This is a genomic window from Kitasatospora sp. NPDC097691 (assembly GCF_040302665.1).
Lineage (GTDB): Bacteria > Actinomycetota > Actinomycetes > Streptomycetales > Streptomycetaceae > Kitasatospora.
In genome coordinates, this window is sequence record NZ_JBEORY010000098.1 from 1 (window position 1) to 18,841 (window position 18,841).

Annotated in this window: 17 protein-coding genes; 8 read left to right on the plus strand and 9 right to left on the minus strand. The window is 72.8% G+C overall.

Translation table 11 applies throughout. The annotated features are described in order from the left end of the window. Positions 1 to 280: 280 nt before the first annotated feature. On the minus strand, positions 281 to 1,777 hold the full coding sequence (locus ABTY56_RS37685) for an APC family permease (protein WP_350634206.1): 1,497 nt from the start codon (positions 1,775 to 1,777) through the stop codon (positions 281 to 283). Between the two features lie 96 nt (positions 1,778 to 1,873). Here ABTY56_RS37685 and ABTY56_RS37690 point away from each other — a divergent pair, with 96 nt between their 5' ends. Next, positions 1,874 to 2,584, plus strand: coding sequence for a TetR/AcrR family transcriptional regulator (locus ABTY56_RS37690; RefSeq protein WP_350634207.1), 711 nt, complete (start codon positions 1,874 to 1,876; stop codon positions 2,582 to 2,584). Between the two features lie 81 nt (positions 2,585 to 2,665). Here ABTY56_RS37690 and ABTY56_RS37695 read toward each other — a convergent pair whose 3' ends face one another. Both ABTY56_RS37695 and ABTY56_RS37700 read right to left on the minus strand, forming a co-directional pair. After that, a complete protein-coding gene (locus ABTY56_RS37695; protein ID WP_350634208.1) occupies positions 2,666 to 3,178 on the minus strand; it encodes a hypothetical protein in 513 nt (170 codons plus the stop codon). 160 nt (positions 3,179 to 3,338) lie between these two features. Beyond that, positions 3,339 to 4,829 carry an alpha/beta hydrolase family protein gene (locus ABTY56_RS37700; protein ID WP_502893273.1) on the minus strand — a complete coding sequence of 497 codons (1,491 nt, stop codon included), beginning with the start codon at positions 4,827 to 4,829 and terminating at the stop codon, positions 3,339 to 3,341. 339 nt (positions 4,830 to 5,168) lie between these two features. Here ABTY56_RS37700 and ABTY56_RS37705 point away from each other — a divergent pair, with 339 nt between their 5' ends. Together ABTY56_RS37705 and ABTY56_RS37710 are read left to right on the plus strand one after the other, a co-directional pair. Beyond that, complete coding sequence (locus ABTY56_RS37705; RefSeq protein ID WP_350634210.1) at positions 5,169 to 6,554, plus strand: sensor histidine kinase; 1,386 nt, start codon at positions 5,169 to 5,171, stop codon at positions 6,552 to 6,554. Next, on the plus strand, positions 6,551 to 7,213 hold the full coding sequence (locus ABTY56_RS37710) for a response regulator (RefSeq protein WP_350634211.1): 663 nt from the start codon (positions 6,551 to 6,553) through the stop codon (positions 7,211 to 7,213). The genes ABTY56_RS37705 and ABTY56_RS37710 overlap by 4 nt, the downstream gene beginning before the upstream one ends. 81 nt (positions 7,214 to 7,294) lie before the next feature. On the opposite strand, the gene ABTY56_RS37715 is transcribed toward ABTY56_RS37710, so the two are convergent. Further along, positions 7,295 to 8,497: a serine hydrolase domain-containing protein gene (locus tag ABTY56_RS37715; protein ID WP_350634222.1), complete on the minus strand. Its 1,203-nt coding sequence runs from the start codon at positions 8,495 to 8,497 to the stop codon at positions 7,295 to 7,297. A 521-nt stretch (positions 8,498 to 9,018) separates the two neighbouring features. Here ABTY56_RS37715 and ABTY56_RS37720 point away from each other — a divergent pair. Next, positions 9,019 to 9,717, plus strand: coding sequence for a DUF1062 domain-containing protein (locus ABTY56_RS37720; RefSeq protein WP_350634212.1), 699 nt, complete (start codon positions 9,019 to 9,021; stop codon positions 9,715 to 9,717). 304 nt (positions 9,718 to 10,021) lie between these two features. Here the strand turns inward: ABTY56_RS37720 and ABTY56_RS37730 are convergent, their stop codons facing one another. Further along, a complete protein-coding gene (locus ABTY56_RS37730) occupies positions 10,022 to 10,477 on the minus strand; it encodes an SRPBCC family protein (protein WP_350634213.1) in 456 nt (151 codons plus the stop codon). Between the two features lie 202 nt (positions 10,478 to 10,679). Here ABTY56_RS37730 and ABTY56_RS37735 point away from each other — a divergent pair, with 202 nt between their 5' ends. Next, the gene (locus tag ABTY56_RS37735; RefSeq protein ID WP_350634214.1) at positions 10,680 to 11,216 is read left to right on the plus strand and encodes a YrhB domain-containing protein; all 537 of its coding nucleotides are present in this window, start codon (positions 10,680 to 10,682) and stop codon (positions 11,214 to 11,216) included. A 96-nt stretch (positions 11,217 to 11,312) separates the two neighbouring features. Here ABTY56_RS37735 and ABTY56_RS37740 read toward each other — a convergent pair whose 3' ends face one another. The 4 genes from ABTY56_RS37740 to ABTY56_RS37755 form a co-directional block, all read right to left on the minus strand. Continuing rightward, a complete protein-coding gene (locus tag ABTY56_RS37740; RefSeq protein WP_350634215.1) occupies positions 11,313 to 11,879 on the minus strand; it encodes a hypothetical protein in 567 nt (188 codons plus the stop codon). Positions 11,880 to 12,060: 181 nt separating this feature from the next. Beyond that, a complete protein-coding gene (locus tag ABTY56_RS37745; RefSeq protein WP_350634216.1) occupies positions 12,061 to 13,632 on the minus strand; it encodes an MFS transporter in 1,572 nt (523 codons plus the stop codon). A gap of 135 nt (positions 13,633 to 13,767) precedes the next feature. Further along, positions 13,768 to 13,935, minus strand: a complete 168-nt coding sequence (locus tag ABTY56_RS37750; protein ID WP_350634217.1) for a hypothetical protein — start codon at positions 13,933 to 13,935, stop codon at positions 13,768 to 13,770. Between the two features lie 30 nt (positions 13,936 to 13,965). Continuing rightward, positions 13,966 to 14,610 (minus strand): hypothetical protein, encoded by a 645-nt coding sequence (locus ABTY56_RS37755; RefSeq protein ID WP_350634218.1) that lies wholly within the window; start codon positions 14,608 to 14,610, stop codon positions 13,966 to 13,968. A gap of 206 nt (positions 14,611 to 14,816) precedes the next feature. Between ABTY56_RS37755 and ABTY56_RS37760 the strand changes: the two genes are divergently transcribed. The 3 genes from ABTY56_RS37760 (at position 14,817) to ABTY56_RS37770 (ending at position 18,746) form a co-directional block, all read left to right on the plus strand. Next, on the plus strand, positions 14,817 to 15,800 hold the full coding sequence (locus ABTY56_RS37760) for a phosphotransferase family protein (RefSeq protein WP_350634219.1): 984 nt from the start codon (positions 14,817 to 14,819) through the stop codon (positions 15,798 to 15,800). A 608-nt stretch (positions 15,801 to 16,408) separates the two neighbouring features. Next, a complete protein-coding gene (locus tag ABTY56_RS37765; RefSeq protein WP_350634220.1) occupies positions 16,409 to 17,926 on the plus strand; it encodes a S1 RNA-binding domain-containing protein in 1,518 nt (505 codons plus the stop codon). A gap of 175 nt (positions 17,927 to 18,101) precedes the next feature. Further along, on the plus strand, positions 18,102 to 18,746 hold the full coding sequence (locus ABTY56_RS37770; RefSeq protein WP_350634221.1) for an HAD family acid phosphatase: 645 nt from the start codon (positions 18,102 to 18,104) through the stop codon (positions 18,744 to 18,746). The last annotated feature ends 95 nt before the right edge of the window (positions 18,747 to 18,841 follow it).

Sequence of the window (18,841 nt, forward strand, 5' to 3'; positions counted from 1 at the left end):
CGCGGTGGCCGTGCCGGGCCGGTCGTAGGCCTCGATCCGGGCGAGGTAGGCGTCGAGCAGCGCGACGGCGGTGGTCTCGCCCTTCTCCAGCGCCGTGCGCAGGTCGGCGATGCTCTTCTCGACCACGTCGAAGGCGGGGTTGGGTGTGGGGGTGGGGGTCATGCGGGTGTCTCCACGGTGGTGCGGGTGAACGGGCCCGAGGCGCGCTCGGCCCCGGAGGTGCGGCGCCGGGCCTTCGGCCGGCCGCGGGGCGGGCCGACGGGAGCCGGGCGGCTGCCGGCTACAGGACGGCGGGCGCGAGCTCGTCGGCCGGCGGGCGGTCCTGGTCGATGTCGCCCATGCGGCGGTCGGGGCGGCGCGCGAGCAGGTAGGCGAGGCCGACGAGGGTGACGGTGGCGACGCCCAGTGGCGCCGCCCAGATCTGGTACCAGGGCGCTCCGGCCGGGGCGAGGACGGCGCGCGGCCAGCAGATGTTGACCAGTTCGAAGCCGGTCCACAGCACCGCGAGCAGATTGAGGGGGGTGCCGAGGCGCCCGTAGCGGACCGCGCCGGCGGGCGTCCAGGAGCCGCGCAGGCGGGCGACCAGCGCGATGAGGCAGATCAGGAAGAACGGTGCGAAGATCGCCGCACTGCCGAAGGTCATCAGGCTGCCGATGGCCGAGGTGCTCAGGCCCAGGGGCAGCGCGGCGCAGCTGATCAGCGTCGCGGCGATCAGGCCGCCGATCGGCGCCTTGTGCCTGTTGACCTTGCGCACCTGGCGCGAGAACGGGAAGACGTCGTCGCGGGCGAGGGAGTAGAGCCCGCGCGCGGCGCCGCCCTGGGAGGCCATCAGGCACGCGGTGAAGCTGATCAGGACGACGAGGACGAAGGGCTTGTCGGCCCAGCCGCCGAACGCGTGGGTGACGGCGGTGGTCACCGGGTCGAGGTCCTGGCCGGAGACGACGTCGGCGGGGTTCGGGTGCGCCAGCTCGACCGAGACCGCGTTGAGGATGACGACGAGCCCGACGCTGAGCAGGGACCACCACATCGCCCGGGGCACCTGCCGGGCCGCGTCCTTGGTCTCCTCGGCCGTCGACACGCAGGCGTCGAACCCGACGAACGCCCACCCCGCGACGGCCAGGGCGGCGAGCAGCGCGCCGGTGTCGCCGATGCCGAGTCCGGCGGGCGCGTCCAGGAAGTCGGTCAGCAGGGAGAAGCCGTGCTGCCGGAAGACCAGCAGCAGGGTGAGGCCCACGAGGACGGAGGCGACGGCTTCGGCGGCGATGCCGAGGCTGACGAACCAGCGCAGGAGATTGATGCCGCAGGCGTTGACCAGCGTGCAGAAGAGCACGAACCCGACCGAGACGAGCACCTGCTCGGTGGGTGTCGGAACGGCGCCGAAGAGCGCGAAGAGCCAGGGCGAGGCGAGGTAGGCGACGGTGGTGTTGCCGAACATCACCGCGAACTGCCACATCCAGCCGGTCAGCCAGGCGACGCCCGGGTTCGCCAGCCGCCGGCCCCACTGGTAGGCGCCGCCGGCCAGCGGCCACTGCGAGGCGAGCTCCGAGTAGACGGCCACGACCAGGCACTGGCAGAGCAGGCACAGCGGCAGGGCCCAGACCCAGGCGCCGCCGGCCACGCTCATGCCGACCTGCACGGCGGCGTACAGCCCGACGACGGGGCTGACCACGGCGAAGCCCATGGAGATGTTGCCGAGGACGCTCAGGCTGCGTCTGAGCTCCTGGCGGTAGCCGAGCGCGGCCAGCGTGTCGTCATCGGATGGGGTGTTCTCAGCCACGCGTTGTGCCCTCCTGATAAAACTAACTTTGTTAGCAACCGCTGCTGGTCTGGCACGATAGCTGCCGGAAACGGAGAACGGAAGAGGGGGTTCCCAGTGGGCCGACCGACCAGGGCGCTGCTGACCAGCGAAGGGATCGCACGTGCCGCGCTCCGGGTGGTGGACGAGGAAGGCCCCGACGGCCTGACCATGCGGGCGCTGGCGGAGCGGCTCGGCGTCAAGGCGGCGTCGCTCTACAACCACATCCAGAGCAAGGACGCACTGGTCGACGCGGTCTCCGAACTGGTCAACGACGAGATCGACCACACCCCGCTCGCGGACCCCGACTGGCGGGCCGGCCTCGCCGCGTACGCGCGCGGCTACCGCGCCGTCTTCCTGCGGCACCCCAACACCATCGCCCTGCTGGCCCGCCGCCGCGTCGAGGCCGACCGCGCCCTGCGCGGCTACGACACCCTGCTCGCCACGCTCGGCCGGGCCGGCCTCGACCCGGCCGACGCGGCGGAGACCGCAGCCGCACTCGACTACCTGGTACTGGGCTCCGCGCTGGAGACCTTCACCGCCGGCTTCACCCGCACACCGGACGCCTACCGGCCGGACTACCCCGCCCTCGCGGACTCACTGGAGGCCTCCTTCGCCCGCGGCGGCGCGTCGGACCTGGACGACCGGGGCTTCGAACTCGGACTCCGCCTCCTGCTCGACGGCGTCGAACACCGCGGACACGTCACGCCGGCCGACACCCCACCCGCCGGCACCCCACCCACCGGCACCCCACCCACCGCTTGCGTTCCCGACCCCACGGCCCGGTAGCGCCGGGCCCCGGCCCTCGATCGCGGGTGCCGAGCACGTCTCTGCGGGCTCGGTTCCGCCCGGCCGCCTTGCCCGTTGATCTCAGCTGTCGCCGCGGTCGGTCAGTTCGTTCAGCCTCTGTTCCAGGCTCTGCCGGTCGTTGTTCCAGACCGGGCCGAGAAAGGAGTCGACACCCTCCACGGTGACGGGCAGAGGCTGACGCCGGAGGTTCCCCTCGCCCTCCAGTTCGACGACTCCCTCCGGGGTGACGGTCATGGTCAGGACGTACGTGGTCCGTGTCCTGGTCCGGTAGACCCATCGGTAGGCGTAGGTGCGCCGGACCTTGCTCCAGTCGACCGGGCTCGCATCCCAGTCCCCCGCCTCCCACCGGACTTCCTCGTAGTGGCGCTCTGCGCCGTGCCAGAGGATCATCTGCGGTTCGGTGCGCCAGACCTGTTCGTCCAGGTACGTGCCGAGTGCCGTGGCCAGGTCGTCCCTCGCGGCGCGCAGCAGCCTCGCCGAGTGCAGTCCGGTCTCCAGGGCCGATGCCGAGACGAGCTTGCCCTCGTACGGGCGGTCATCCGGCTGTGGCTGCGGCTGCGGTTCCGATTTCACCGGCCGAGCCGCCGGTTGCTCCCGCACCTCCCGTTCCTCCCGGGCGTTCCGTGCCTTCGCGCGTCGACGGCCGAAGCGTCCCCACATGCGCCTGCACCCCTCCCACGGCAGCCGAACTGCCATCGTGCACCGCCGCCGCGGACCAGGACAAGACGGCCGGTCAGTGGCTGCCGTCAGGGCGGTGGACGGTGAGGCTGCCGTAGGCCTGCAACTCGCCGGGCAGGTCGCCGGGTTTGCCGCGCAGCGTGGCGTCCAGGAAGGCCAGGGTGGCCGCGGCGACGACGCGCGGGCTCTCGGTGCGGCCGAGGGAGCCGACGATCGAGGGCACGGGTGGCAGGTACAGGGGGCCGTCCATGAACGTGAGATGGGCGGCGCCGGGGATGGTCAGCCGGTAGCTCGTCGCCGTGCCGGCGGCGAGCGCCTCGGTGAGGCGGGGCAGGTAGCGCGGGTCGGTTCCCGGGGTGACGGCCTGGGTGAGGGCGAGCGTCGGCTGGTCGAGGGAGGGCGAGGCGGGGCCGTGGGGGAAGCCGTCCAGGTCGATGACGGCGTCGAACCGGCGGTCCTGCCGGGCTGCCTGCAGGGCGGCGGCACCGCCCATGGAGTGGCCGGCCACCGCGACCCGGCCGGTGTCCAGGCGTCCGGTCAGCGGGTCCGCGCTCTCGCCCCGGTCGACACCGTCCAGCCGGCCGAGGACGAAGCGGAGGTCGGCGGCGCGAACCGCCGTCCAGCCCGCCGCCAGCTCCTCGTCCTTCTCCGGGTCACCGGAGGAGGTGGTCTCGCCGGTGATCGTCCGGCCGTCGGCGAGGACGACCGCGGCGGAGTCGTACGGGTGGTCGAGCGCGGCGACCACGTAGCCGTGGCTGGCCAGTTCCTCCGCCCAGGCGGTGTTCTGGGTGCGCACTCCGCCCGACCCGGGAGAGAACAGGACGAGGGGGAACCGCCCCCCGCCGCCGTCCACCGGGGCGTCGAAGACCGAACGGGTGCGGGCCCGCGGGACACCGTCGACCAGGAAGCCCGGAAGGCCGACGCCGCGGGCGAGGGCCTCGGAGACGGTTCGCGCCTCCTGCTCCGTGCGGCCGAGGTACTGGGCCCGCTGCGCGCCCGCGGGGCTCTTCTGCGCGGGGTACCAGAGCTGGACCACGACCGTCCGCAGGTCGTGCGGATCCGGGGTGAAGGTCTCGGGGCGGTCCGGGTCGGTCCACTGCACCACGCGGGTGCCGACCGCGAAGTCGCCCGACGGCGCGGGGAACACGGGCACGGGAAAGGCCCAGGCGGCCACCGGGCCCGTGGCGACCAGGCCGACGCAGGCCACCGATCCCGGCAGCGCCAGCCACCGACGGGCCCGCCAGGCCGGCCGGCCTGGCCGGCGTCGCAGCAGGGGGGAGAGGGCGAACGGCAACGCGAAGGCGGCACCAGCCAGGACGGGCAGCATCTGCCAGCGGATCCCCGTCACACCCAGCACGATCACGGACAGCGTCAGAACCGCCCCCGCCGCGATCGTGACGCGTGGGCGCGCGGCGGGGGGAAGCCAGCGCGCCAGCACCAGCGCGACGGCACCCAGCAGGGCGAGGATTTCCAGGGGGGACATCTGTGGTCCCTCGATGATCTCGGTCACCCGGCCATGCTCGGCGCCGGGCGTGCGCCGCCACATCGATCCCGGGTCGCCGGCCCGTGCGACCGCGGTCGCAGTCGTGGCGGGGCCGCGTGCGACCGGAGCAGCGGTCGAGCGCGCCGGATCGGTGGCTGTTCTGCGACCACGGGAGGTGGCGGGCTCCTCCTGAGGTCGTATCCCGGCGCGGGGCCATCAGACGGTGGGCTCATGTGCTCCGCGGGGCCAACCGCCTACCGTGACAGGGCCGCGACCTGCCGGGCGGCGGGTACGTGCCGGGCAGTGCGAGGCGTACGGCCCCCGGACCCGACTCGGATCCGGTCGTACGCGGTGTCGGCCCCGCCCGGGGCCGGCCTGACGCCGAATCGACAGGGACGTGTGATGACCGAGGCGGCCGCGGAACCCGACAGCGCCCGCCTTGTGCGGGTGCGGGAGTGGACGCGGGTGTGGCTGCGGCACCGGGACCGGCTGCGGGTGCGGTGGACGGGGACGGCCTCACGGCTGACGGGGTACGCCCGCCCGGCCACCGTACGAGCGGCGCGGCTGGTGACGGCCGCCGGGCGCCGGAGCGCCCGACTGCCGCCCGTGGTGTGGGACTCGCTGCTGCCGGCGCTCCTCCTCCTCAACGTCGTGACCACACGCACGCCGCAGGAGCTTCCGGTGGCCGCCGCCCTCACCACCGCCCTCGCGCTGCCCCTGGTGTGGCGGCGCCGGGCCCCGCTCACGGTGTTCGGCGCCGTGACCGCCGCGGCCTTCGTCCAGTGGCTGATGGACGTCCAACTGCCGGCGGACATAGCCCTGTTGGTGGTCCTCTACACGGCGGCCGCGCACTCCGGCCGGCGCGGCGCGCTCGTCGCCGGTGCCGTCGTGGAGGCGGGCGTCCTGCTGGCGTGCCTGCGCTGGGCGGCGGAAGGCGCCTTCCTGACCCCGTTCGTCGCGGTCACCGCGACGGCCGTCGCCGCCGCCGTCCTCGGGGTGAACGCGCGGACCACCCGGGCCTACCTGGCGGCCCTGGTGGAACGGGCCGCACGCCTGGAACGGGAACAGGAGCAGCAGGCGCGACTGGCCGTCGCCGAGGAGAGGACACGCATCGCCCGGGAGATGCACGACATCGTCACCCACAACCTGTCCGTCATGGTCGCGCTCACCGACGCCGCGGTCTACGCGCAGCACCGGTCGCCCGACCGGGCCACCGCCGCGATGCTCCAGATCTCCGAGACGGGCCGCCAGGCCCTGACCGACATGCGGCGCTCGTTGGGCATCCTGCGCACCGACGAACCGGACGCGGAACGCCACCCGTTGCCCGGCATCGCCCAACTGGAGGCCCTCGCCGACCAGATGGGCGCCGCCGGGCTGCCGACCCGCCTCGACATTCACGGCGGCCACAGCCACGTACCCGCCACCGCGCAACTCACCGTCTACCGCCTGGTGCAGGAAGCCTTGACCAACGCCCTCAAGCACACCCCCACCGGCACGCGCGCGAACGTCCGGATCCGGTGCTCGACCGGGACGGTCACCGTGGACGTCACCGACAGCGGCCCCTGCCCGCCACCGTCCGGCGCCACGCCCCCCGGCGCCACGCTCCACGGCGCCACACCGTCCGGAGTCGGACCCCCCGGCGCCACACCGTCCGGCCACGGCATCGCCGGCATGCGCGAGCGCTCGGCCGCCTACGGCGGGACGTTGCGGGCCGGACCGCTGCCGGGCGGCGGCTGGGGAGTGCACACCCGCCTCCTCCTCGGCAGCAGCGGAGCGACGTCCGCATGACGATCCGCATCCTGATCGCCGACGACGAAGCGCTGCTCCGCATGGCCTTCAGCACGGTCCTGGAGGCCCAGCCCGACATGGCGCCGGTCGGCGAAGCCGCCGACGGCAGCCAAGCCGTACGCCTCGCCCGGGAACTGCGCCCCGACGTCGTCCTCATGGACGTCCGGATGCCCGGGACCGACGGGATCGAGGCGACCCGGCAGATCGTCGGGACCGTCCCGCACAGCCGGGTGCTGATCCTCACCACCTTCGACCTGGACGAGTACGCCTTCGCCGGACTCAACGCGGGAGCCTCGGGCTTCCTGCTGAAGAACACCAGGCCCGAGGAACTGCTCACCGCGATACGCAACGTCGCGGCGGGCGACGCGGTGCTCTCCCCACGGATCACCCGCCGCCTGCTGGAGGACCTCCGCCCGCACATCCCCGACGGCGGCAGCGCCCACCACGACGAGCGGCTCGACCGGCTCAGCGCCCGCGAACGCGAGGTGCTCGTCCAGGTGGGCCGCGGCCTGTCCAACACCGAGATCGCGGCGACCCTGTACCTCGCGGAGGCGACCGTGAAGTCCCACCTGGGGCGGATCCTGCACAAGCTCGAACTCCGCGACCGGATCCAGGCCGTGATCTTCGCCTACGAGAACCGCCTCGTCCACCCGGCATGACACCGCCGCCGAAGGACACCGCCGCCCGCGGACGTCGCGACCCGGCCGACGCGGGCTGTCGGGCGGGCTGTCGGGCGGGGGCTACCGGGCGGGCGGCGTGAAGGCGGCCCGGACGATGCGCTCGGCGACCGGGTTCATGGTGGTGGACTTGGCGTCGAGCGCGTTGACCGAGTAGACGAGGGTGCGGGACAGGTCCCTGGTCGCCGCGATGAGTGTGCCGTAGCCGGGCCGCTCCCCGGTCTTGAGCCAGATGATCTGCCCGCCGCCCGCGTCGAAGCGCTGCAGTCCCGCACTCATCACGGCGCCCGGGATGTCCGGCACGGTGAACATCTCCTTGTCCAGGAGGGGTTGGGGGACGAGCTCTCCCCTGAACAGCGCGAAGAGGAACTTCTCCAGGTCGGCGGTGGTGGAGATCATGTCACCCGCCGCCCACCGGTCCGACATGTTCCACTCGGTCGCATCCACGACCCTGCCGTCCGCCAGCTTCTGGTAGCCCTCGTTGTGCGCGCCGTGGATCCGCGGGTCGGGGCCGTCGGGGAACGAGGTGTGCGACATGCCGACCGGGTCGAAGACACGTGTCTGCGCCTGGTGCGCGTAGGTGTCGCCGGTGATCTTCTCGATCAGCAGGCCGAGGACCGTGTAGTCGATGTTGCCGTACCGCTGCTTCCTGCCCGGGCCCTCGCCCGGCCCCCGGTAGGGGCCCTGGGCGACCGACGCCGCGACGACGTCCCCGGGGGTCAGCGTCTCGAAGCGCTTCTCGTACCCCTCGGCGTTCTCCGGGCCGAGGGAGGAGCCCGGCTGGAGCCCGCTGGTGAACGTGAGCAACTGCCGTACGGTGATGGGCTCGAAGGCGTCGCTCAGCAGGTGCGGCAGGTAGCTCTGGACGGTGCCGTCCAGATCCACCCTGCCCTCGGCGGCGAGCTGCAGCACGATGGTCGAGGTGACGACCTTGGTGGTGGATCCGGCCCGGAACCGAGCCCCTTCCAGGGCCTTGCGGCCGCTGTCCAGGTCACGCACCCCCGCGCTCGCGTGCCAGCTCCCGTTGCCGCCGACCCGGACGAGGGCCGCTGTCGCGTCCGGGCCGGGCAGCCCTTGGAGCGCGTCCTCCAGCGCCTTCACGGTCGGGCCGGGCAACTGACCCACCGTGCCCCGGGCGCCGGGTGCCGCGGCCACGGCGGGTGCTGCGGCCACGGCGGGCGCCGCGGCCAGGGGGCCTGCGCCGAGGCCCAGCACGAGGACGGTGGCCAGGGCGGTACGTGTGCGGATGCCCGTGCGGGCATTCATGCGGGTGCTCAAGGGACGCTCCGTGGTGTGGACGGGCTGTTCGTGCGGAGCCCATCCTGTCGAGCGAATCCGGCGGCCCGGATCGCCACCGAGGAGGGCGTCGACCCTGGCAAGACCCCAGGTCAACCGTGCCTCCCGACAACGGCGTTGTCGGGGTTCACCCCTAGAGGCCGGGACGAGGGGCGCCCCGGGCGGCCGTCGGCTGCAGCTCCGGATGAACGTCCAGGAGCTGTCCGGCCGATCATCTGTGACCATCCGGTGGACTGCGGCATGCAGCGCGACCGCCGGCCGAGGGCAGAGGGAAATTGGGTTGCCGCGGGCCGCCGTCTCGATCATGATCGCCCGCATGGACATTTGATGACTGCCACGTAGTACGTACCTGTCGCGCGATCGACCTCGGAGCCTGACGACCTGGCCCCGAGGCGATGGGTCGCGCCCCTCGTGAGCATCCGTCAGAGAGCGGGAGTCGCCGAGTGAGTTCGGCATGCCCTCCTGCTGAGTCCTGAAAGCACCCACCACACATGAATACCGACCGCAAGGCCCTGTGGGCCGTGCGTCAGTCCGCCCTGCCCACCGTCGTCCTGTCCTGCCCGGACTGTCCCGGCATGCGGCACCGCGCCTCGGGGAAGATCCGCGTCAACGCGAACGGCAAGCTGCTCGACGTCTGGCTGCTGCTGAGCTGCGCGACGTGCGACCGGACCTCGAAGGTGCCCGTCCACGAGCGCGTCCACGTCTCGACGCTGGAGCCGGCCCGGCTGGTGGCCTACGAGACCAACGACCCGGCAGCGGTACGGGAGTTGGTGATGAGCACGTCGCTCGCGGCGAAGAACCGGTACCGGCTCGACTGGACCGGGACGTGGGAGCTGGAGACCCGCATGCCGCTGTACGCGCTCGACGACCCGAACCCGCTCTCGGTGCAGGTGCGCTTCGAGCTGCCCGCGCCGGTCCGGGTGGAGCGGCTGCTCCAGCTCGGTCTCGGCCTGAGCCGGGCCGAGGTGCGCCGTCTGGTCGCGGACGGGCGCATCCGCCTGCCGTTCGCGCCGGACGCCAAGGCGCGCCAGGACTTCGAACTCACCATCCACGGACCCGGTTCCGTCGATGCGGCCAAGCACGCGAAGTCCCTCGATGCGCCCGACGCCGAACGCACCGACCTGGCTCGGATCGGGCTGCCGCCCGCACCGGGCCGGGAGCTCCCACGCCGGGCCGCGGGGCACGCCTAGGACCCTGTCCGTTCGATCATGAGCGGAGCCGGATGACGAGGGCGGCTGCGGTGACGGTCCCGAGGTAGACGTATCCGCGTTCGTCGTATCGGGTTGCGACCGCTCCGGCGTGCTTGAGCCTGTTGACGGCCCGTTCGACGGTGTTCCGGTTCTCGTACCGCTCCAGGTCGAATGCCGGTGGCCGCCCTCCGCGCGATCCCCTGCGCGGGGGGCGGCATGGGCCGGCGATGGCCGGCGTCATGCGGGCCGGCCGACGCCGAGTGGTCATCGGACACCAGCACCCGGGCCGACCGGCCTGCCGCCGTCAGGTGTCCTTCGGCGGCCGCCCGGAGTCGGCCCCGGCAGTGAGGTCCTCGATGTACCGCTTGAAGCGGCGCAGATCGCCGCGGACCTGGACGCCGAGCACGCCGAGCTTGTCGGCGGCCTTCTCGGCGAAGCCGGTGGGCTGGAAGTCCATGGTCATCGTCACCCGGGTCCGGGTCGCGTCGAGTGCCTCGAAGTCGACCGTTCCGGTGTGCTTCACGCTCTCGCCGGTGGTCCGCCAGGCGACCCGTCCATCGGGGACCCGCTCGATCACCTCGGTCTCGAACTCCCGGGTCAGCCCGGCGATCCTGGTCCGCCAGTGGGCATGGAGGTCGTCCAGCTGTCGGACCTCCTCCACGCCCTCCATGAACTTCGGGAAGTCCTCGAAGGTCGCCCACTGGTCGTAGACGACGCGGACGGGCACCTCCACGTCGATCGATTCCACCACCGTGCTCATCGGGCCTCGCCTCTCCACGCCGTCCTGTCGGCCGACCCGCCGAGCGGCTGCCGAACGGCGGCGGACGCGCGGGCGGTGTCCCTGCCAATCTGGGCCGTGTGCCCCGTGGCGGCAACCGGCGCGCCGGATGCCACGCGCTGCGGCCGGGCGACGACGACCGGACACGCGGAAATCCGGTTGACCGGGGGTGAAGGATGGAAGCGTGCTGTCCAAGGAACAGGCGATCGAGCTGGTCGAGTCCTACCTGGCGCGGGAGCTGCCGAACTGGACATGGGCGAGGCTGATCCCGGCGCTGGCCGTCTACGCCGTCGAGGAGTGGCCGGTCGGGTGGCTCGTCCACTGGACCTCGGCCGAGGGCGCCCGCGACCCCGCCAAGCGCGGGTTCCTCCACGGGGGCCCCTATCTGGTCGACCGGGAGGACGGGAGCATCCACTTCGTTCCCGCCTGCCGCTGGAGCGATGACTGGGAGGAGGACTACCTCTGGCAGGTCAAGGGCTTCAGGGCGCCCGATCCCCTCGCCGCCGACGTCCGCCGACTCGCGAACACCGTCGGCACCGCCGCCGCCATGCAGCACCTGCGCAAGCAGGCCCCGCGGGTGACCCTGCAGGAGGCCAGGACCTATGTGGCGGCCGTCAGGGACGGGAGCGAACCGTCCGAGGAACTGGCGAGCCTCACCCGCGCGCCGAAGCCGGGCCCGGACCCGGGCCCGATCCGGACGCTGGCCGGCCCGGTCAGGTAGCCGCATGGTCCGGTAGCAGCGCGGTCCGGCTGTACGGCCGGCGCCGGGGTGTCGTGCGGCCATGGCGCCCCCGCCGCGTCAGCCGCCCCCGCCGCGTCAGCCGACGGCGGAGCGGCCGGCGCTCACGGCCCGGTCGAGGTGGCGGGCGAGTTCGGGCAACTGCCGGACAGGGTCGCCGGCCGTGATGGAGCGGGGCATCGCGAGGGCGATGGCGCCCACCGCCACCAGGGCGAGACCTTCGCCGGGGGTCAGCCCGGGATCGTCGAGCAGCACCGCCCCGCTGAGCACCCGGGTGACCTCCTCGGGCACGCCGCCGTCGACGTGGTCCTCGTCGTCCAGGTCCCGGCCGCACGCGAGGACGGCCGCCGCGTACTCGGCTACCTGCCGACGGCCGGTACGGGCAGCCAGCTCCGCCACCCACACCGCCGCCCGGCCCGCCGCGGCCGCCGCGAGCACCGCCGCGGCCGCCACCCGCGCGCGCTGCTGCGCCACCGCGCGGTCCGCCTCGGCGAACCCCGCCGGGTCCTGCCGCGCGCGGGCGACCCGGGCATCCGCGAAGGCGGCCCGGTCGGCGGCGAACAATGCCAGGCCCGCGTCACCGCCATCGCCCTGGCGCCTGTCGTCGGGGTACGGGTCGCCGGGCAGGTAAGTCACATTCGTCATGCCAGGTGAACTCGCCAGCGGCGTCGAGGTCACGCCCGGGCGGGTCGCGCCGGTGGTGAACTGCCCTTCGGCAGAGGGCCGCAGGCCCGGATGCTCGTCGCCGTCGCCCGCACCCACGCCCCTGCCCCGGTGCCGACGACGCAGACGATCCGATGACTCGCGCCGCCGCTGAAGCCTCGCCCTACGCCTGGCCAGGCCCGCGTCCGGTCGGCTGGACCTCCTGCTCCTCGGCGGCGGTCTCGGCCTGCACGCCCGGACGCAGGCCCACCACCGCGACCACGGCGGCGGCCGCCATGATGGCCGCCATCCAGTAGAGGACGGTCTGGGTGGCGTGGGCGAAGTCGACCCGGAAGAACTGCGGGATGCTCGCGGTGCTCCCGCTCCCGCCGCTCTGCGCCTGGACCTGGGAGAGGTGGGTGGCCGTGGAGACCGCCTGCGCGTGCGGCAGGCCCTGGGCGACCAGGGAGTCGGTCAGCTGGGACCGCAGATCGGTGACCAGGACGGTGCCCAGCACGGCCAGTCCCAGGCTCGCCGCGTAGTTGCGGACCGTTTGGGTGATGCCGGTCGCCTCGCCATAGGACAGCCGGGACGCACGGTTGACCGCGTCCGTGCTGGAGGGGCTGAGCATGAAGCCCATGCCCGCGCCGGCCAGCACGACGTCCCACTGCTGCTCGCTGAAGCTCAGCGTGGTCGCGTCGCCCGCCCACAGGTAGAACCCGACCGCGGCCAGCACGCACCCGGTCACCACCGGCCGCTTCGCGCCGCCCCGGTCGAGCATCCGGCCGCCGATCTGCGAGGCGATCACGAACCCGATGAAGAAGTAGAGCAGGAAGATGCCGGCTTCCGAGGAGGAGTCGCCCAGCGCGATCTGCGCGTACTCGCTGGAGAAGAAGAACACCGGGACGAAGACCAGCATCGAGATGCCGAGCACCAGGTTCTGCACGGAGAACGCGCGGATGCGGAAGATGTCCACCTGGATCAGCGGCGAGGCGGTGCGCTTCTCGACGAGCACGAAGACGACCAGCAGCAGCACACCGGCCGCGATGCAGAGCCCGATCGCCGGGTTCGACCAGCCCCAGACCTGCGACTGCTGGAACCCGAAGACGCTCAGCGCGACACCACTGGCGATCAGGGCCAGGCCCCGGTAGTCCATGGGCGCCGGCCGGCTCTCCGTCACCGGCTTGGAGATCGCGATCAGCACCAGCGCGATCGCCGCCACCGGCAGGTTCACCCAGAAGATGGCCCGCCAGGTCCATTCGGTCAGGTAGCCGCCGAGGACCGGGCCGATCGCGGTCAGACCGCCCGCGATGCCGAAGAACAGGGCCAGCGCCCGCCCCCGCTCACGCAGCGCGAAGTTCTGCACCACGATCGCCAGCGCCGCCGGGAACATGATCGCGCCGCCGAAGCCCTGCACGGCGCGGAAGGCGACCAGCCACGCCTCGGCCAGGCTCCCGGTGGGGGTGAGGCCGCAACAGGCCGAGGCGCCCGCGAAGACCAGCACCCCGAGCACCACCATCCTGCGGTGGCCGACGGTGTCGGCCAGGCGGCCGCCGAAGGCGAAGAACGCCGCCAGGGTGAGCAGATAGGCGTTGACCGCCCACTGCACCCCCGTACTGGTCAGTTCCAGCTCGTGCTGGATGTTCGGCACGGCGATCGACACGATGGTCTGGTCGATGAAGGTCATCGCGACGGCGAAGATCATCGCCGCCAGCACCAGGTAGCGGGAGGATCCGCCGACGGGAGCAGTGCTCACGGTTCGCTCTCCCTCCGGGGTGCGTCCGCGCGGCGGGTGCCGACGGACCACCTGTGGGACGGGGCCGCTCCTGCCGGCGCGGACCCGGTACCTGCCGTTCGTTCGGCGGCCCCAATGCTATTCGCTCCGGGGCCGCTACCCGGGTCCCCGACGCGCGAGGTGGACGACGATGTCGGCGGCGATCCCGACCGTCTCCGGCACGGCCCGCGTGATCGCGTCGTACGCCTGCTGCCGCGTCGATCGCGGCAGTCGGAGGTAGGCCGAGACGGTCGACAGGTAGCCGACGCACTCGGGAGCGCTCATCGTCCGGGACGGACAGCGCTCGGCGGTGCCCTACGCGAGCTCCAGCAGGACGGCCGGCAGGCTGCCGTTCACGACCGTGTCCTGCGGCAGCGAGAGCCCGAAGAACTCGTCGATGACGCCCAGCGCGGCGCGGTGCACCTCCCAGCGGTCCCGCTCCGGGTCCGGCAGGCCGGCGGCGGTGAGCCGCTCCTGGAGACGGGCCGCCGTCGCGGGGTCGCCGTCCACTCCTTGGTAGCCCCAGGAGGAGTCCAGGTGGAGGTTGAAGGAGCTCAGCAGGCGGCCGTCGTGGAAGGCCGCGAACTGCGGCGGGACGGGCTTGCCGTTCTCCTCCTCGTATTCCAGGAGGAAGACGTGCGCGCCGCCGTGCGATATCGGGCCCACCGGGTCGAACTCGCCCGGCCAGCCGCCGTACGCGACCGCGTACGTCCAGTCGTCGAACCGGCCGAGGCGCAGGCCGATACCGTCGAAGACGCCGCCGTAGGTGTCGTCCATGAGCTCCAGGAGGGAGTCTCCGGTGTGCTCCCCGACTGGCACGACGACGTGCTTTCCGCCGTGCAGAATCGCTGCGAGGCGGTCGGCGAGTTCATCCACGGAGAGCCCGCGGGCGAGCACCACGTGGTAGCCCCCGAAGGCGATGGCCTGAGGAGCGGCGAGCCAGGTCGTTCCATCCGTCATGGCACCCATCCTGACCGGTCCCACTGACAATCCGCGTCCCGGTCTGCCGGCGGGCGCCGCCGGCTCGCGGAACCCGGCGAGGCCGCTCCCGTCCGCTCCCCTTCTCCTCGGGCCAACTCCTCGCAGGGCAAAGGCGATTCATTGCGGACGGGAAGCGGCCCGGTCAGGCGTTGCGCGCACTGGTGCGCGGGTGATGAGGTGGCGGGGTGACCGACCACGATGAGGCCTCCGCCGTGCGGCCGTCGACACTGGCGTGGGCGAGCCGACACCTGGCACCCGGCGAACGCATCGTCAGGACCGAGGCGCTGCACGGCGGGATCACCGCCGAGGTGCGGAGGCTGACCATCGGCACACGCGACGGCGGCACCCGTCACCTGGTGCTGCGGAGCTTCGTCGACCCGTCGTCCGCGGCGAGTGCCGAGGACTGGCTGACCCGGGAGTCCGGCGCCCTGACCGTGCTGGCGGGGACCGATGTGCCGGCTCCCGCGCTGGTCGCGGTCGATCCGAGCGCCGCGCACTGCGAGTATCCGTCGCTCCTCATGACCCATCGGCCCGGCCGGACGGTCCTCGACGACGAGGGGTTGGAGGCGCGCGTCCCGCTGCTGGCCCGCCAACTGGTGGCGATCCACGCGGTGCGACCCGTCGAGCGGCCCCGGGAGTACGTGGCGTTGACGACCGCCGAGACCGTCGTGGTTCCGAAGGGCGCCGACGCGGCGGCGTGGGCCGCGGCGATCGACGTGATCCGCGAACCCGCGCCGTCGTACGAAGGGCGGTTCCTGCACCGGGACTTCCAGCCCGGCAACGTGCTGTTCGACGTGCCGCCCGGACGGCCGGCGGGTGCGCGGATCACCGGCGTCGTCGACTGGGCGGCCGCCTCCTGGGGCCCGGCCGATCTCGACGTGTCGCACTGCTCCACCAACCTCGCGCTGCTGCACGGCCCGGCGTGGGGCCGGCGCTTCGCCGAGGCGTACGAGGAGGCGGGCGGCGTACTGGCCGCGGCCGCGAGCGAGCGGCTGTACTGGCGGGTGCGGGACGCACTGGCCTGCTCGGAGGAGGTGCGGTCGGTGGCGCAGCCGTGGCGGGAGGCCGGCAGGACGGAGCTGACGACGCGAGCCGTGGAGGAGCGGCTCGACGCCTACGTCACCGGCCTGATGGGCGGGCCCGGTGACGGGGCCGTGTCTCATCATTGAGCCTGTGGCCGGCGAAGGTGAGTCGATGGACGCGGCGTGGGAGCGGACTGGTCGGGTGGAAGACGTGACAGTCGGGGAGGCCGAGCAACTCGCTCGCGCCTACCTGCGCGGTCAGATCCGGGGGTGGACGGACGGCGGATGGACTCTCAGACGGGACGAGTGGGCGTCCGGAGAGGACGGGTTCGTGTTCGAGTTCGGCAGGGCCGGTGGGCTGCCGGCCGGCGCGCCGGTGTTCGTTGCCCGGGCCGACGGCCGGTGCCGCCTGATGCCGGTCATGGAGTACGCCAGGCGTCGGCGCCCTCGCGTCGGCGGGATCGCACCTGCTCCTGTCGCATCCCGAAGTCTGCCCGATGACTGATCTTGTGGCGGGTCGAGGAGCGACAACGGATGCCGCGTGGGCTCGGATACGGCCGTCGCTCCCGTAGTGGGAGGATGGCCCGATGAGTTCTCACCGTCGGGGGCAGCAGGTCCGTTCTCGCCGCAGCGCGGGCGCGGACGTCCCGGAGCGCCACCGGGCGGCGGCACCCTCCCTGGCAGACCTGGCAGACCTGGCAGACCTGGCAGACCTGGCAGCTGCGGCAGTCGTGGCTGCTGTGGGGGTGTGAAGCGTGCTGCCGTACGTGTACCAGGTCACCAAGTACGATCCTGCGGACCGCGACGAGCGGGGTGCCTACATCGGGGCGGAGGAGCCGGTCAGCGACCACGGGCCGGTCGAGGCCGCCTATCTGAAGGCGGTCGCCGCCTTCGCCGAGGACACCGGTGTGCGGCAGCTGGCTGTCCGTGAACCCCAGGTCGCGTCCCGCCTCGCGCACTTCGGGCTGGAGCCGGCGGTCGAGGGCGGCGGTCTCGGGGGACTCTTCCCGCCCGACCTGACCGGCTACCACGACGGGGCATCCGTACCGGTGCCGGTCGGCCTGGAACTGGTGCGGGCGATGCTCCGCGACAACGGCGCCTGGTGCCGTCTGGAGGTCGAGGACACCTTCGCGGTGCACGTCGGCTGGGACCAGTACGTCTACGTGGGCAGCGCCGTGCCCTGCGAGGCGGCGCTGGCGCGCACCCGCGAACTGGGGCTCTACCCCGAGCCGTTGGAGGCCTCCCCGTACGACGCGGCGCTCGACGAGCCCGGTGTGCAGCGCCCCGCCGACGACGACTTCTGGGCACGGGTGCGCGCGTGCGTGGCGATGCGTGAGGCGGCGATCCTGGAGGAGATGCACCTCGACAACGCCTCCCGCTGGCACCGGCTCGGCGACGGCTCCCTCGAGGCGGTGCGGGCGCGGCTGACCCCCCGTGCCCGGCTGGCGGTCTGGCCGGACCTCTCCACCGACGTCGGCGCCGTCCTGGCCGGTCTCCCGGACGAGGGCCTGCTCGAGTTCGTCTGGGAGGACCAGGACGGCCGGATCTCCAGTGTGCTCGCCGACGAGGACCAGTTCCAGGCCGCTTCCGCCCTGGTCGCCGGTGCGAGGGCCGCCGCGCTCCTGTCGGTGTACGTGGACGAGCGCACCCCGCTGTTCACGGCCGTGCTGCCCGACAGCGACGGTGTCGTCCGCGCCCGGTGGCGGACCGAACCGACTCCGAGCGACCGGGCCTGGGCCTTCCTGAGGACCCTGCGCCGCGGTCAGACCGTGACCGGCACCGTCACCGGGATCGCCGACTTCGGCGTCACGTTCGTCGACATCGGCGGCTTCACCGCGATGATCAACCTTCCCGAACTGTCCTGGCGCCCCGTCGACCACCCCGGCGACGTCGTCGCGGTCGGCCGGCAGGTCACCGCGGAGGTGCTCGATGTCGACCTGGTGCGGGAACGGGTGCCGCTGTCGCTCAAGGCACTGCAGGAAGACCCGATGCTGCAGATCGCGCAGCAGGTCGGCCGGACCGTCACCGGAGTTGTCACCAGGCTCGTGCCGTCCGGTGCGTTCGTCCGCATCGAGGACCGGACGGACGGCTTCGAGGGCCTGGTGCACACCAGCGAGCTCGCGGATCCTCCCGTCGCCGGCCCCGAGGGCGCCGTCCGGGTCGGCGACCGGCTCGTCGTGAAGATCATCGAGGTCGACCCGGCCCGCCGTCGGATCATGCTGTCGCAGACCCGGGCCCACGACCCGAGCGCGCAGGAGCACGGCCGTCCCTGACGGCGTCTGGCACGTTCCTGACATTCTGTCGATTATGACTCGACGTGGCCGGGGGCGGGTCAGCGAGAATCGCTCTTCTCGGCACCCCGCGGTCGGCCCTGTGCCGCAGCGCGACCCAAGTGCCGTACCAGCCCTCTTGTTGACCATTCATCACGTTGAAAGTCGAGATGTCGATATGAGTATCAAGGTAAAGCTCGTTGCCGCCGCGGCCCTGACGGCCGCCGTCACCGGCGTGCTCGCCACCCCCGCCGTCGCCGCCCCGGCCGCTCCCGTCGTCGCCGCGGCGCCCGCTGCCCCCGTTGCCGCCACCGCTCCCGAGGCGGGCAGCAGCTCGGTGACCGAGGAGCAGTGGCTGGCCGATGTCACCGCCGCGATCGCGCCCGCCCGCGCCTACGTCGACCAGCGCATCTCCCAGCCGTCGGGCGGGAAGCCCGCGATCGTCTTCGACATCGACAACACCACTCTCGCGACGCACTTCCACCCGTTCGCGATGCCGGGCATACAGCCGGTGGTGGAGCTGGCGCAGTACGCCCACTCGCGCGGGGTCGCGATCATCTTCATCACCGCCCGGGTGGACTTCATCGAGGCCATCACCCGGTCCAGCCTGCAGAGCGCGGGCTACACCGTGGACGAGCTGCACGGGCGAGGCATCGGCGACCTCTTCAAGTCGGTGCAGCAGTACAAGACGGATGAGCGGATCAAGGTCGAGAACGAGGGCTACACGATCATCGCCAGCGTCGGCAACAACTGGACGGACCTGAACGGCGGCCACGCCGAGCGGACCTTCAAGCTGCCGGACTACGACGGCCTGCTCTCCTGACCCACCTCGCCGGGGCGCAAACCCCGGCCGTGGAGTGGGTGGCCTTCGGGTCGGCCGTCGCGGTCGCGCCGTCCCCCGCCGCGCTGAAGCCGAAC

Coding starts and splice junctions, on each gene's coding strand:
- ABTY56_RS37700 (WP_502893273.1), bottom strand. CDS start 4,829: ATGTGGCGGCGCACGCCCGGCGCCGAGCATGGCCGGGTGACCGAGATC.
- ABTY56_RS37705 (WP_350634210.1), top strand. CDS start 5,169: ATGACCGAGGCGGCCGCGGAACCCGACAGCGCCCGCCTTGTGCGGGTG.
- ABTY56_RS37710 (WP_350634211.1), top strand. CDS start 6,551: ATGACGATCCGCATCCTGATCGCCGACGACGAAGCGCTGCTCCGCATG.
- ABTY56_RS37715 (WP_350634222.1), bottom strand. CDS start 8,497: ATGAATGCCCGCACGGGCATCCGCACACGTACCGCCCTGGCCACCGTC.
- ABTY56_RS37720 (WP_350634212.1), top strand. CDS start 9,019: ATGAATACCGACCGCAAGGCCCTGTGGGCCGTGCGTCAGTCCGCCCTG.
- ABTY56_RS37730 (WP_350634213.1), bottom strand. CDS start 10,477: ATGAGCACGGTGGTGGAATCGATCGACGTGGAGGTGCCCGTCCGCGTC.
- ABTY56_RS37740 (WP_350634215.1), bottom strand. CDS start 11,879: ATGACGAATGTGACTTACCTGCCCGGCGACCCGTACCCCGACGACAGG.
- ABTY56_RS37750 (WP_350634217.1), bottom strand. CDS start 13,935: ATGAGCGCTCCCGAGTGCGTCGGCTACCTGTCGACCGTCTCGGCCTAC.
- ABTY56_RS37755 (WP_350634218.1), bottom strand. CDS start 14,610: ATGACGGATGGAACGACCTGGCTCGCCGCTCCTCAGGCCATCGCCTTC.
- ABTY56_RS37770 (WP_350634221.1), top strand. CDS start 18,102: ATGAGTATCAAGGTAAAGCTCGTTGCCGCCGCGGCCCTGACGGCCGCC.